At 43.8% G+C, this 13402-nt stretch carries 12 protein-coding genes and 2 pseudogenes; 6 read left to right on the top strand and 8 right to left on the bottom strand.

The window, feature by feature from the left end; translation table 11 throughout:
* Window positions 1–6 precede the first annotated feature (6 nt).
* Entirely contained in the window at window positions 7–2244 is a 2238-nt protein-coding gene (locus tag DSM107010_RS28965) for a CHASE3 domain-containing protein (protein WP_199755806.1), read from the top strand.
* Between the two features lie 287 nt (window positions 2245–2531).
* Window positions 2532–2912: a response regulator gene (locus DSM107010_RS28960; RefSeq protein ID WP_015156206.1), complete on the top strand. Its 381-nt coding sequence runs from the start codon at window positions 2532–2534 to the stop codon at window positions 2910–2912.
* 32 nt (window positions 2913–2944) lie between these two features.
* On the opposite strand, the pseudogene DSM107010_RS28955 reads toward DSM107010_RS28960, so the two are convergent.
* Window positions 2945–3260 (bottom strand): annotated as a pseudogene (locus DSM107010_RS28955) (sensor histidine kinase); the annotation flags it as partial.
* 226 nt (window positions 3261–3486) lie between these two features.
* On the opposite strand from DSM107010_RS28955, the gene DSM107010_RS28950 reads away from it, so the two are divergent.
* Window positions 3487–4083 (top strand): hypothetical protein, encoded by a 597-nt coding sequence (locus DSM107010_RS28950; protein ID WP_106168137.1) that lies wholly within the window; start codon window positions 3487–3489, stop codon window positions 4081–4083.
* 457 nt (window positions 4084–4540) lie between these two features.
* Here DSM107010_RS28950 and DSM107010_RS40185 read toward each other — a convergent pair whose 3' ends face one another.
* The 5 genes and pseudogenes from DSM107010_RS40185 to DSM107010_RS28930 all read right to left on the bottom strand — a co-directional run bounded on the left by DSM107010_RS40185 (window position 4541) and on the right by DSM107010_RS28930 (window position 7593).
* Entirely contained in the window at window positions 4541–4714 is a 174-nt protein-coding gene (locus tag DSM107010_RS40185; protein WP_015156209.1) for a hypothetical protein, read from the bottom strand.
* A gap of 132 nt (window positions 4715–4846) precedes the next feature.
* Entirely contained in the window at window positions 4847–6190 is a 1344-nt protein-coding gene (locus DSM107010_RS28945; protein WP_181246390.1) for a ferredoxin reductase family protein, read from the bottom strand.
* Between the two features lie 13 nt (window positions 6191–6203).
* A pseudogene (locus tag DSM107010_RS28940) lies at window positions 6204–6785 on the bottom strand (superoxide dismutase); the annotation flags it as partial.
* Between the two features lie 134 nt (window positions 6786–6919).
* Window positions 6920–7159, bottom strand: coding sequence for a hypothetical protein (locus DSM107010_RS28935; RefSeq protein WP_181246389.1), 240 nt, complete (start codon window positions 7157–7159; stop codon window positions 6920–6922).
* Between the two features lie 80 nt (window positions 7160–7239).
* The gene (locus DSM107010_RS28930) at window positions 7240–7593 is read right to left on the bottom strand and encodes a phage holin family protein (protein WP_106168135.1); all 354 of its coding nucleotides are present in this window, start codon (window positions 7591–7593) and stop codon (window positions 7240–7242) included.
* Between the two features lie 626 nt (window positions 7594–8219).
* Here DSM107010_RS28930 and DSM107010_RS28925 point away from each other — a divergent pair.
* Window positions 8220–8600 (top strand): hypothetical protein, encoded by a 381-nt coding sequence (locus DSM107010_RS28925; RefSeq protein WP_127024541.1) that lies wholly within the window; start codon window positions 8220–8222, stop codon window positions 8598–8600.
* 283 nt (window positions 8601–8883) lie between these two features.
* Here the strand turns inward: DSM107010_RS28925 and DSM107010_RS28920 are convergent, their stop codons facing one another.
* Window positions 8884–10113 (bottom strand): PQQ-dependent sugar dehydrogenase, encoded by a 1230-nt coding sequence (locus DSM107010_RS28920; RefSeq protein WP_106168133.1) that lies wholly within the window; start codon window positions 10111–10113, stop codon window positions 8884–8886.
* 391 nt (window positions 10114–10504) lie between these two features.
* On the opposite strand from DSM107010_RS28920, the gene DSM107010_RS28915 reads away from it, so the two are divergent.
* Entirely contained in the window at window positions 10505–10870 is a 366-nt protein-coding gene (locus DSM107010_RS28915) for a hypothetical protein (RefSeq protein ID WP_106168132.1), read from the top strand.
* Between the two features lie 52 nt (window positions 10871–10922).
* Window positions 10923–11549 carry an exopolysaccharide biosynthesis protein gene (locus DSM107010_RS28910; RefSeq protein ID WP_015156216.1) on the top strand — a complete coding sequence of 209 codons (627 nt, stop codon included), beginning with the start codon at window positions 10923–10925 and terminating at the stop codon, window positions 11547–11549.
* A gap of 37 nt (window positions 11550–11586) precedes the next feature.
* Here DSM107010_RS28910 and DSM107010_RS28905 read toward each other — a convergent pair whose 3' ends face one another.
* The gene (locus DSM107010_RS28905; protein ID WP_373425479.1) at window positions 11587–13332 is read right to left on the bottom strand and encodes a hypothetical protein; all 1746 of its coding nucleotides are present in this window, start codon (window positions 13330–13332) and stop codon (window positions 11587–11589) included.
* Window positions 13333–13402 lie beyond the last annotated feature (70 nt).

The following is a 13402-nucleotide window of genomic DNA, read 5'->3' as shown; positions in this document are numbered from 1 at the left end:
CTCCCTATGAAACTGTCTGTCCTCAGCAAGATTTCCATCGGCTTTGTGGCGCTATTAACAACAGCCAGCATTACTGGGGCGATCTTGGTACAAATTCCGCTGAGGCAGAACGTAGCAAGCCGTTGGCTGCAACATACTCATGAGGTGCTGTTGGAACTGGAAACGGTACTCGCAAACATGGCGGATGCCGAAACAGGACAACGGGGCTACTTACTCACGGGAGATCGACGTTATTTAGAACCTTATGACGCGGCGATCGCTCAAATTGACGCACAACTCCAGCAACTTAAAGTATCGATCGCAGATAACCCAGAGCAACAGCGTCGGTACGAATTGCTCGAACGACAGATCGAGGCAAAACTAGGTTTGATGGCGAAAACTATTGCCTTGCGAAGCAATGAAGGGTTTGAGCCAGCAGTGCAGGTTATCTTTTCCGGTCAGGGCAAACAGCAAATGGATGCTATTCGTGCTTTGATTAACGAGATGGAGCAAGAAGAGAATCGATTATTAGAGCGTCGGATTAGAGATTACAGAGCGATCTCCCAACTGACAACGCAAGCATTTTTAATTCTTTTGTTCCTAAGTTTAGCACTCATTTGTGTCGTTTACTATTTAGTCAATAGCGATATCACCTCCCGCAAGCGAGCGGAGATCGAAAATCTGCGACTTTTACAGCAGGTGCAGACAGAACGGGGATTGCTGGAAACAGTGTTGCGGCAAATGCCTGCGGGAGTGATTATTGCCGAAGCTCCTTCCGGTAAGCTGATCTTGGGAAATCAACAAGTAGAGCAGATCTGGCGACATTCTTTCCTGGTTGCCGATAACGTCGAGCAGTATTGCGAATATAAGGGGTTTCACCAGGACGGGCGACCCTACAACCCGCAAGAGTGGCCCCTAGCTCGATCGATCCTGAGTGGGGAAGTCGTCATCGAAGAAGAAATCGATTTTTTGGCTGGGGATGGTACGCGGGGGACAATGCTTGTTAGCTCTGCACCCATCCGTAATGCAGCAGGTAACGTAACCGCAGGCGTAGTAACTTTTCATGATATCAGCGATCGCCAGCTAGCTGAGAAAGAACTGCGCCGCCGCGAAGCTGAGGTGCGTTTTCTCAACGAAGCTTTACCCCTAGGCATTTTTAAATTAGATTCTCAAGGAAACTGCACCTACACCAATTCTCGCGCTCAGGAAATTTGTGGCTTTACGGTTGAGGAAGCATTGGAAACTGGCTGGCGACGGTTTATCCATCCTGATGATACAAGGCAGCTTTGGTCGCAATGGTTGCCAGCAGTGGCAGCGCATCAAGAATTCTGTGGGGAAGTGCGTTATTTGCATCGGGATGGAACAGTCCGATTTGGTCGAGTTAAGGTAGCGCCGCTCTTTTCCCGTAGTGAGGCGATCGGTTATGTTGGCACGATCGAAGATATCACCGAAATTCGTGCCATAGAAAAAATGAAAAGCGAGTTTATCTCTGTTGTCAGCCACGAATTACGCACGCCTTTAGCTTCAATTCGCGGTGCTGTCGGGTTACTTTCTGCCGGACTACTGCTCAACGAGCCAGAAACAGCCCAAGAAATGTTAGAAATTGCCTCGCTTGATACAGAACGCTTGATACGTTTGGTGAATGACATTCTCGACTTAGAGCGGCTAGAATCCAACAAACTGACTTTAGTTAAACGGTGGTGCGATGCTGCTGCAACTATGCGCCAAGCTGTCGAAAGCCTCCAACCTGTTGCAGAAGAGAACGAAATTACACTGTCCTTGTCACCGCTATCGATGCGAATTTACATCGATCCCGACCGGATAATTCAAATTCTAGTTAATTTATTAAGCAACGCGATCGAGTTCTCGCCCCCAGGTGCAACGGTTTGGTTGAGTGCAGAACTGGGAAGTGGGGAGTGGGGAGTGGGGAGTGGGGACAAGGGAGATGGGGAGACTGGGGGAGTTGGGGGAGAAAACACAACCACCAATTACCAATTACCAATTACCAATTACCAATCACCAACTCCCGAACTTTTATTTACTGTCAAAGATACTGGACGCGGTATTCCTGCCGATAAATTAGAAACTATCTTTGAACGGTTTGAGCAGGTTGATGCATCAGACTCTCGACAAAGAGGCGGGACAGGTTTGGGTCTAGCCATTTGTCGCACGATCGCGCAACTACACGGCGGGCAGATCTGGGCTGAAAGCGTTTTAGGACAGGGCAGCACATTCTACTTTACAATCCCACTGGTTCAAGAGTAAGGGCGGTCGCGATTTCGCTGTAGCAAAAAGTGCCTATTAGAACTTGCTGTATTTAGTCCGCGCGACAGAGAAAAACGGGCGATCGATACTATTAATCTTGAGAACAAATTAATTGTGATAGCAATTCTCGATTGTGTGGATGACATTTGTAGGGGCGCTTTCTCTGTGCGCCCCTACCAGGCGTATATTTCACCCAATTGAAAACCGCTGTGAGAACAATTTGTCATCTCCAGCAAGTAAAGATCCCCAACCACCCACTACCTCCCCACTCCCCACTCCCTATTCAAATGCCATCCAAACGCATTCTTCTAATTGACGATGAACAACGCCTTTCTAGAGTGATTGAGACGTGTTTGAGAAAACTAGGAGGTTGGACAGTATTAACGGCACAATCGGGCAGCGAGGGTTTGCAAAAGGCACAGACCCAACAGCCCGATGCCATTTTGTTAGATGTAATGATGCCCGATCTAGATGGAATTGCTTTGTTTCGGGAGCTACAAGAGAATCCAGCCACTCAAGCGATTCCTGTAATTTTGCTAACTGCCAAAGTACAGCCTGTTGACCGTGAAAGCTACGCTCGCTTGGGTGTTGTTGGAACGATCGCTAAACCTTTCGATCCATTACAGCTAGCAAATCAGATTGCTGAGACTCTGGGTTGGCAAATTTAGCTTCATCGAATATGACAAGAAAACGATCGCATCTAAGCGAGCGGGAGTTGAATTTGAAAAGTAGAACCTTGTTCGCAGACACTTTTGATTAATATAACCGCCGTGAGCGCGAACGATCTGCTGGGCGATCGCTAAACCCAATCCAAAACCGCCAGTTTTGCGCGATCGCTTGGGATCGACACGACAAAAGCGATCGAAGATATAGGGTAAATCTGATTCGGGAATGCCGATGTCCCTATCCTCAACTGCGATCGCGGCTCGATCGAAACGAGTAAACAGTCGCAATTGCACGCTACCGCCCACTGGGGTGTACTTAAAGGCGTTACTCAGCAGATTCATCACTGCCTGAGGTGAAACGTTGGAGTTGTTCGTAACTTTCTCGAATCGGTTGCATTGCTGCTCCTGCCAAAAACCAACCTGCATCTTCCAGCTCATCTAAAGCGGCATATCCTCCACTAGTCAGATTCTCAAACCTACCCTCTAGGGAAATACTGATACAAGCAGTACCCGTTCAATCGTTACAACACCCACCAAATTGACTCGTGACTTCACCTAGCTGAGCCGAATCGTACCTATGTTTCACTGGTTGCTCAAACTTCCTAGTTTCAGGTTAGGATTTCTGCTACCGCTACCGCTACTCCTAATGGCTTTTGGGCTGTTTGGCGAACAACTCACAAACAATGTGCTAAGCCTTTCCTTTGTGGGGTTAGATAAGCTACAAGCTGAGAATTCTCATTTACAAGTACAGCTACCAATTAAGGCAACAGTAATCAAAGCCGAAATCGAGAAAGAATTAGAGTTGACTGAAGTTGAGATTGAAACTACCAAATCCCCACTCAAGAAATTGATATTTGCATTTCCCACTGTAGACTCAAACGCGCTTCAAACTATACTCGCTCGTGAACTGGGCTTCTCCTCTCAAGCCGGATTGCAATCTGGCACGCAAATTCAGGGACAACTTAAATTCAGCGTGCAAGGAATTTTAGCTCAGATTGACAAAAAACAGGGAGCAACTAAAATCGAAATCAAAACTATTGATGCCGCTCTTAAACAATTAGAATTGGAGTTTCCAACTACAGATATCGAGCGGTTAAAAGCTACTCTAGCTCAAGAACTAAAACTATCTCGTCAAGAAATACGAATGTTAGTCAGCTATCGAATCGTTGAATAGGAGCCAGGAGCCGTGATGCCAGTCGTCAGGAGAAATACTCTCGGTGAGATTCAAACTCCTCTTCATATTTGTCAGCGGGCGGTGCGTGAATGCGATTCACGCATTAAGCCGCGTAGCACCAAACTCATTGATTTGGCTCAGTTCTTGTACCCCTCAAGTCAATCGCCGTGTCGTACAGTAGCCATTCTGACTCCCGACTTCTGACTCCTGACTCCTCTTTAGTATCTGCTACTAGGGAAAATATTTAAATCCACGACTTCGCCAAATACTAATCCCGTTCCTAGGAACAGTTTGCAAATAAAAGTCTCGCCAAGGTATGTAACTTAAATTGAAACAGACCAAGATTAAATTGATTAAACCAATAATGGCTATAGCTTTTTCTAGCCAGCACCAGCGGCGACCAGAACGATTGTTTGTAATTATTTGGCGAACATAGCAAAGCAGAATGAGTTTTCACTTAACTATTGCTATACATATTGTTAATAGCAATCCATTTTTCTACACTGTTTATCTCCGAGTTAGTTCCCTGTTCTGAACCAGGACGATATTGCAACCAAGCAAACATGGCTGCACTAACAACCAGAATAAAGGCAATTCCAGTAACTAGCTGAAGCATGATACTGTAACGCATGACAAAAGTGGTAATTGGTAATTAGTAATTAGTAATTGGTAGTTGTAGTTACTACCGGTTTGACTTTTAACTTTTACGCGGCTAATATTGGCGAAGACGCTTCGCCAATCGCCCGCTTAACTTTTGACTTTTTCAAACAAGATTGTAATGTTCCATATGAACGTGAGTTACGGGTACATCTAGATCGTGCAGCGCTTGCTCGACTTGATCCATCATTTTTGGTGCAGCACAAATAAAATAATTGCGCGTAGCTGGACGTTTAGGAATGTAGCGTTTTAATAGCTCTTTATCTACATATCCCGATTCTCCCGACCAATTATCTGGCGGTTCTCTTAGAACGTGGATGACTGTTAGATCTAATCTGTCTTTGAGTGCTTCAATTTCTTCGCGATAGGTAATATCCTCCCTAGTCTTGCTGGAATAGATTAAAGTTAACGGTCGTTCGTCATTGCGATCGGCTAGAGTCAGGAGTATGCTGTAAATTGGTGTAATGCCAATTCCACCAGCAATGAAGATAAACCCTGCTGTATTCTCGTAGCGATCGCTAGTAAAAACACCGTAGGGACCATCAAGAAAGGCTTTAGTGCCAGGTTTGACATCTTTGATTGTCTTGGTAAAATCTCCTAATGCCTTAATCCCAAATTCGATGCGATCGGGCTTTTCCGCACTCGAAGCAAAGGAAAACGGGTGTTCCCGCATCCGAAACGGTGAAATTTGCAAGGTAATCCAAGCAAATTGACCTGGTTGAAAACGCAATCCTTCATGTCCTCTAGGACGCAGTACCAAATTCCAAACGTCGCCTCTTTGGGGAGTGACTGTTTCTACCAAGTAAGGCTTTCTCAACATCATCCAAGGTTTCACCAAGCGGATATAAACCAACAGCCACAAGGCGACAAGAGCAATTCCACCCCAAAGAACTGCTTTCCAGAACAAGCTGAGATAGTAACTCACACCAAGAGCATGTGCTAGACCGAAACCAACTGCAAGAACTGCCATAATTCCATGCAGAATCCGCCAAGGCTCGTAAGGTATGTTGAGTTGCTTGCGCCAGATAGAAGTGACAATCAGCACGATCAAAGCCAGCGTTCCGATAACGGCAAATCTAGCTCGCCAGGGAGCCTGAAAAAAGTTAAGAAGTTGTAATGTCTCCGGCTGGTCGATAAACAAAATCACCGGATGCAGCAGAATAAAACCGAAAGCAACGATAGAAGTATAGCGATGAAATTGGAGGATCAGGTCAACTCCATAAGAAGCTTCCACACGGTTAATACGGGCAGTTAAGGCGAATTGCAGCACCATCATTGCTAACCCGATGAAACCGAGAGCGACAGAAAACTCAATCCAAAAAGTTCGCGTGTCACTGGGTGTGGGAGGGTAGAACAGCAGAATCAGTAGAGGTAAAACCATGAGTAACAGATATAGCCCAATCCATGAGACTCCGATCGTCAATGGATTTTTCATTAATAAGCTTCGCATTGGGATCTGACTCCTATTGCTGTTGTGATGAAGCTTGCCATCTGCGGTTTATTTCTTCCCAGTTAACAACATTCCACCAATTATTTAAATACTCCGCTCGACGGTTTTGGTATCTCAGGTAGTAAGCGTGTTCCCATACGTCATTACCCATAATTGGATACCGATCTTTCATAATGGGATTGTCTTGATTTGGCATACTCGTAATCTCCAGTTGTCCTTTAGCATTACGCACCAGCCAAACCCAACCGCTACCAAAGCGATCGCCTCCTGCTGCATTGAATTGTTCTCTAAACTTTTCAAAGCTACCGAAGGTTTTGTTAATTTCTTGAGCAATTTGTCCTGTGGGTTGTCCCCCTCCTTTGGGACTCATAATTTGCCAAAAAATTGTATGGTTGAGATGACCGCCGCCATTATTTTGTACAGTAGTGCGGATTGCTTCTGGTATGCCATCCAAATCGCGCAACATCGTTTCTACGCTTCTGTTACGTAGATCGGGATACTTTTTCAGGGCGCTATTCAGCTCTTCGACATAAGTTGCATGATGCTCGTCATGATGCAGCTTCATGGTTTTGGCATCAATGGCTTTTTCCAAAGCAATAGACCTCCTGCATGAATCAAAAAATCATGGATGTCATTCTGTTGGCGAAGCCTTCCCGAAGGGTACGCAACGCAGTGTAGTGAAGAATCTCCCAGATGTTTCGCTTCGCGTGTGGATGACAATTCAAGTATTCACGCAGGAGGTCTATTGTATTCGTATGGTAATGGTGGTAATTGTGCTGGATTGGCGCTCAGTTCTTCTTTGGGTGAAGCTACGGGACGGGACTGCTGGATTGCAGGCGATACTTGCGATATGGCTGTAGAAGTCTGCGCCTGTGCTAGCAGTAATGGTTGACCAATAGCTAACACGATTGTGAGTAAAAACCCAACGACAAACCATTTATTTACTTTGAGTAGAGAGCGAATTCTCATAAGCCTTGTTTAGAAATCGAGTAATCTTTATTTTGTGAAAACTTCAGTTTTATCGATTTTGAATTCTCTATTATCTTGCTCTAAATAATTGGTGGCACAATTGCCATGAGGATAGAGTTAATAACTGCTAGAGCCAGCGAACCCATTGTAGAACTCCAAAAGCCGTAACGTAAGCGAAACCCTGGCACTATAGCCGCAGCTAATTCAAAAATAATGGAATTTACAACAAACAAGAATAACCCTAATGTAATCAGAATAAATGGCAAAGCAAGAATGGTTAGCACGGGCAGTAAAATAGCATTCAGAATGCCAAATACAGCGGCAGCTATTGCTGCTTTACCAAGGTTATCAATCTCAATCCCCAAAAAAGGTAATCGAGCGATAATTAAAAAACTAATAGTCGTGACTAACCAACTGAGAATGAGGCTTATCATAAATAATACTCTCAATCTTGTTTATATGTTTTTAAATAAAAGAGTAGCAAATAAAAGAGCGATCTGAGTTCAAAAAATTCAATTTTTAATTACTAAATATCTAACAATCCTATACTAAGTGCGAATCATCGTCCACTCATCTTTTCATCATATTTTTCCATTTTAAGTTGTGTTGACGGAAGATACAGTTATGAAAAAATATTTTCATAGATATTCAGTCAGCTTATAGTTGATGTTGTTAAAAAATAACGAACGGCTAATTATTAATTGAACGATTGGTGATTTTCAATTATCTATAGCCGCTGTCATACAACTAAGTGCAAATTGCCGCCAGCCACTTAATTACAGCGTTAAAACTGTAACAGCTACTATTAGTGTGTAGCTAAATTGTGATGAGAAAATGACAGAAAAGAATAGTGAGCAAAAAACGCTGGTTAGAAGCGAGATGATTTAACATCGATAGAAGAGTCAATTCTATCTTTGGGATGATAATTTTGCTAATGTTCTAAATATTTGTTAGATTGGATTTAGTGAATATCGCCAGCCCTAACTATTTTTGATAACGAATTTTAGAGCTGTGTCGCTAATGGATGCGATCGCAGTCATTCAGGGCTGGAGAAAACTATATGTATTCAGAAGATGTATTTAAGCATCAAAGGTTAGCAGCAGCAGAAACTCACTTCAAGTCGATAGTTGTTAGTGAAGTAGAGTCAGAGGGAGTCAAAACTGAGAAAGTTGAGAACAAACCTATAGTTACTAACCTATCTTTGGGTATTGTACTTCTGATCTGTATTATTTGTTTCATTATGCTGTCTAAGTCATGGGCAGCTACGCAGGAAGATCTGGAAGATATTATCGAGACTGCTAGTTTTTCTCAGTCTCCTTGTAGGAAATGTCTTTTCTTTTCTAACAATCTTTATCTCAAGTGTGCAGTACACCCAACAATCGTGCTAACAAAAGAGGCAAGAAACTGTCGTGACTACAATCCTAAAAGTATGTTTTTATAAAAAATTTTCTAGATATTGAAAACAAATCGCATTATTAATAGCATTAAACCTACTCTGTTTGAGTATTCCTACTCAAATTAACTTTGAAATCAAAAAACTTAAAGAAAAAATTGATGAGTAATTGATAAGTAAAATTTAGCTTTCATTTACAATTACCCATCAAGACTAACAACTAAGTGCAATTTGCTGCTAGCTAGCTTTGTTACAATTGTGCGTAATTGTAACTAGTTATTAGTGTGACGGCAAAATATGATGAGAAAATGACAGATTTATGATTCCTGTTTTACTGCTGATGAGTTGCCTGCTTGTTACCCGTGTAGGAGACGCGATAAATTACACCATTCGTATCATCAGTAAATAGTAGAGAACCATCTGGAGCTGTAGCAATGCCAACTGGTCTACCAAACTGTGTCGATTTCTTGTCATTGAGAAATCCAGTAATAAAGTCTTCAAAAGCCACTGGTTTGCCATTCTCGTAACGCAATCGCACGACTTTATATCCTACAGGAGGATTGCGATTCCACGAACCGCGCATGGTGACAAAGGCATCATTGCGATATTCGGCGGGAAACTGTGAAGCTGTATAAAATACCATCGCTAAAGGCGCACTATGAGCAGTGTAAGTTAGAACGGGCGGTTCGGTCTTGGCACAAAATTCTTTCTTGGTCGTACCTTCGGGATCTGCTGATAAATATACATCTGGTTGGCGATCGCCCCAACAGAAGGGCCAGCCATAATGTTGTCCGGCTTGAATTAAGTTCAGTTCCTCTGGCGGTTGGTCGTTACCGCGCCAATCAGTACCGTGATCTAGACCCCAAAACTCCCCTGTTTGTGGATGCCAGCCAAAGGGAATCGTATTTCGCAATCCCCGTGCAAAAATCGTCCGCTTGCTACCATCTGGTTGCACTCGCAGCATCGTCGCGTGTTCTTCGTTAGACTCGTCACAGGCATTACAAGAACTACCAACTGAAACATAAAGCGCCCCATCAGGACCAAAGGCAAGAGTACGATTTGGGTGCTGTCCGCCATCGGGTAAGTCACCGATGAGTTGTTGCGGTTTGCTAATTTTTCCGCCTGGTCGTAAATCTGCTACATACAACTCTCGATCCGTAACAAAGTAGAGACGATTTTGGCGAATGGTAATGCCATTTGCGTAGGGAAAACCCGACGCAACAGTTTGCTGCGTGTCAGCGCGTCCGTCCTTATTGCTGTCTCGAAGTGCCAAAATGTCGCCCTCTTCGCGGCGAGTGACATAAATTGTGCCGTCAGGAGCAATTGCTAAATTGCGCGGATTACCAAGATCTTTAGCAAATACATTAATCTTAAATCCCGCTGGTAAGTTTAATTGCTTCAGTAGCGATTCGTCAAATTTTAACTGTTGAGGCGTTGCTAAGTAGCCTTCCATCCGCTCTATCTGTTGTTGCTGTGGCTGCTGAGAACTAGCAGGCAGAGCCATACCAATTAATAAAGTACAACCAAAAAATATCCACCCTAGATTCACATTTAGTTTCATCGTTTCTTAAGGTAAGCAGGCGCTCTGCTCTCTACTTTGGGATATATTTATCAGCCTGAAAGTCAATTGTGACTGAAAAATGACAAACATTTAGCAAGTGGCGATCGATAATATGTAATTGGCATTCCAAGAGTCGTTTCATCCATTTTTTTTGACGATCGCAATCTGATGAGGCATGAGAGCAAAAATCGGCAATTTGCAATAAATTGCATCGACCAGTATAGTTTTTTTAAATTTATATCTTCTGGTAGAGCGAAGCGATCGCCAAATAAAACTAATAGTAGAGATATCGTCCTCTATCTATCGTTATGCCTGTAGGTATAAGTTTTTAAATTTTAGAAAATTTTGTTTGAATAAATTTTGTAAGTCATCAATTGCTGGAGGAAAGTATATGTCTTCCGATGATTCTTTGAAAAACTTATTTTCAGAGAAAGCTAACGCAAGTCAGATTATTGTTAGCGAAGCGCAACCTAACAATATAAAAACAGAGGAGGTCACGGTTAATCATCCTTTCTCTGAAGTATCGATAGGGCTTATTTTTATCAGCGGTTTAATCTGTTTTTTAATGTATTCAAAAAGGTGGGCGGTTACTAGGGAAGATATAGAAGATATGTTTGAAGGTATGTCTTCTCAAATTCCTTGCAGAAAGTGTCGTTTTTTTTCTCACAATCCTTACCTAAAGTGTGCCGTGCAGCCTACAATTGCTATGACTAAAGAAGCAATTCACTGTGTAGAATTCAGATCTAAGAAGAAGTAATTGCTTTGAACCAAATAGAATCTTTTTGTTCGCTCGACGTAGATATTACTTTATGGCTCGACTTTCTGTAGAATTGCATCAGTTCTTTTTAGAAGCAGAACGCCCACCCCAGGTTACACTAGCGGAGCTGCTGCTTATAGCAGGGGAGAGAATATTTGGCTTTTTGTTCGTTTTGCTTTCCCTACCTTCTGCCTTGCCAGTTCCCGCACCTGGTTACTCTATCCCCTTTGGGTTGCTCATTTTCCTATTGGCGATTCAGCTAGCAATAGGATCTCAGCGTCCTTGGCTACCGCAATGGTTAGCCGATCGCCCGATTCAATTGGAGAAAATTCGAGCTATTCTAGATCGAGGTCTTCCCTGGTTAAGGCGGATTGAATCAATATCTCGTCCTCGCCTGACCTATGTTTGTACCAGCTTGGTAGGAAGAGTAGTAATTGGAATTGCGATCGCTTTGATGGCTGTCTCCATGATGATTCCCATTCCTGGCACAAACACCTTACCTGCAATTGGCATTTTTATCACCGGATTTGGTTTACTAGATGATGATGGTGCTATTAGTCTAGGTGGTTTAGTGGTTTGCTCGATCGCAGCCGTTCTCACTACGTCGATTTTAATTTCCCTATTTGTAGGTGGCTACAGTTTGTTTGAAATGTTCAAATCTGGGTTTAATACTCAGTAGATCAGGAGCAGATATGAATTACTGCTCCTGTTTGTTATCATCTAGATGATTTCGGTAGCACTGCTGGATCGTCATCAATTGACAACAAGAATTTAATTAGGTCGGTTTGGTCGCCAGTCGTGAAACCAGCAGCGCGATCGACCCAGTAGGCATGTCCTTCACCACTGACGTTCGATCGCTGCAAGTCAGAATTGTTGCGGTTAGCCGCTAGCATCGGTTCACGTAAATCGCGATCGAGTAATGCTCTTAAACTTGCTTCTGGATTGGGTAAAATACCCTGCATCAAAGTGCCTGTTACACCCAACTGCGAGCGATCGCTAATTTCATAGTTACCATCAGCATTTTGTTTAAAGGCTGCTGCGCCAGCTGCCACTCCACCATCATGCAAGTAAGGCGCACTCAGGTAAAGTCCAATTAAATTTTGAACTTTGTAACCACCAGTCGGATCGCTTTGAGCATAGGCAAGTTCGATGTCTTCCTGGGGTGTGATATCCGTTGGTACTGGTAGCACTGGCGGATCGGGTGGTAGAGGTACGGGTACGTTTGGTGGATAAGTGTCGGGTGGTACGAACAACTTAGTCGCAAAACCAGATGAAGCTGGTCCCCGTGCTGGTTGCGTCTTGACTTCCTTTTGGGCAATCACTCTGTGATTGGTGAAGTACCTACCACTATGACATTGGGCGCAATTAGCTTTGTTAAAAACTGCCGCACCGCGTTTGAGTGTCTCCAGATCGGCAGCTTCGTGGGGAGGTGGTGCTAATGTATTCTGATACGCAGACATGGCATTGATTTGTTCTGCTACTTGGTATCCTGGCGAGGCTGCCATTAACCCATTTTGCATGAACAGCGAAGCCTTGGGATATTCTGGCATCCGAATCACTTCGTTGAAGCCTGGTTCCCCTGGTGTCGGATCGATCTTGTCAAAGAATTCTGATGGTTTAACTGCGTCTGGTAAACGATATTTAGGATTAGATGCATTTTGTAGCATTGCCCCCAAATAGGTATCTTTATCAATCCCTGCAAGAGCCTCGGCTGCATCTGCTGTGGTTGCTGGGTCGGCATTCACGCCGAATACGGCATTGTTCAAAGTTGTTAGTCCGTGGAACCAGCCAATAGAAGCAACACCACTCCACGCATAGGGCCAAGCGCCGTGAGTGTAAGAAGTTGGAACTTGGGCTGAATTATTCTTGAGGTCGCCGTTAGAGACAAAGTTGCCAGGAATCCAAGACAGCATCGCAGCGTCTACTTCATCTTCCAGGATTTTTGCATCTGGAAGGTATGCGTTTTCTCCTTCAGCATTGATGTAAGTATGCTGACCCGTGGTAATTTTGGTTGGGTTGACATCTGTTTGGCGAAAGAGTGCGGCTGAGTTACTCGCTAGCGCCAGCAGCGCACCGAGATTGATATCTGTATTGATTGCCCCTTCTAGAACGCGCCCAGTTTTATCGCTAACAGTAGCATGACACAACGCACAGCTAATGCCGACGCGAGGTTTTGCATTGTCAATATGTGTCACCATTCCCAAGGGAAATAGGGAACCTTTAGGGACATCTAAACCAGTATTCAGGACTGTGCCGGCATCAAATGTGCGTCCTCCCGCCGTGACATCTTTATCTACGGGAATCTGGAGGTTAGTTGTTGCTTCTCCCTTCAAAGCCAAAACTGCTTTAGCAACGCTGCCGAGATTGATGGGACCATCTAAAACACCAACGACATCGGTAAATAGATACTCGTTGCCAAAGGTTTCTCGATAAAAAGCATCGCGTCCCAGGTCTAGAGCAATTCCTAGTCTACTGAGGTACGATTAATAGTAATGTTGTGTATTCTGCCCAGATAAAAATGAAGGCATACTC

This window comes from Chroococcidiopsis cubana SAG 39.79 (assembly GCF_003991895.1).
Classification (GTDB): domain Bacteria; phylum Cyanobacteriota; class Cyanobacteriia; order Cyanobacteriales; family Chroococcidiopsidaceae; genus Chroococcidiopsis; species Chroococcidiopsis thermalis.
This window is presented reverse-complemented; position numbering and strand designations above follow the sequence as displayed.

Bases quoted from the DNA above. Each gene is read 5' to 3' on its own strand.
- DSM107010_RS28910 (WP_015156216.1), top strand. From the start codon at position 10,923: ATGGCTCGACTTTCTGTAGAATTGCATCAGTTCTTTTTAGAAGCAGAA.
- DSM107010_RS28945 (WP_181246390.1), bottom strand. From the start codon at position 6,190: ATGCGAAGCTTATTAATGAAAAATCCATTGACGATCGGAGTCTCATGG.
- DSM107010_RS28920 (WP_106168133.1), bottom strand. From the start codon at position 10,113: ATGAAACTAAATGTGAATCTAGGGTGGATATTTTTTGGTTGTACTTTA.
- DSM107010_RS28965 (WP_199755806.1), top strand. From the start codon at position 7: ATGAAACTGTCTGTCCTCAGCAAGATTTCCATCGGCTTTGTGGCGCTA.
- DSM107010_RS28960 (WP_015156206.1), top strand. From the start codon at position 2,532: ATGCCATCCAAACGCATTCTTCTAATTGACGATGAACAACGCCTTTCT.
- DSM107010_RS28930 (WP_106168135.1), bottom strand. From the start codon at position 7,593: ATGATAAGCCTCATTCTCAGTTGGTTAGTCACGACTATTAGTTTTTTA.
- DSM107010_RS28950 (WP_106168137.1), top strand. From the start codon at position 3,487: ATGTTTCACTGGTTGCTCAAACTTCCTAGTTTCAGGTTAGGATTTCTG.
- DSM107010_RS28915 (WP_106168132.1), top strand. From the start codon at position 10,505: ATGTCTTCCGATGATTCTTTGAAAAACTTATTTTCAGAGAAAGCTAAC.
- DSM107010_RS28925 (WP_127024541.1), top strand. From the start codon at position 8,220: ATGTATTCAGAAGATGTATTTAAGCATCAAAGGTTAGCAGCAGCAGAA.
- DSM107010_RS40185 (WP_015156209.1), bottom strand. From the start codon at position 4,714: ATGCGTTACAGTATCATGCTTCAGCTAGTTACTGGAATTGCCTTTATT.
- DSM107010_RS28935 (WP_181246389.1), bottom strand. From the start codon at position 7,159: ATGAGAATTCGCTCTCTACTCAAAGTAAATAAATGGTTTGTCGTTGGG.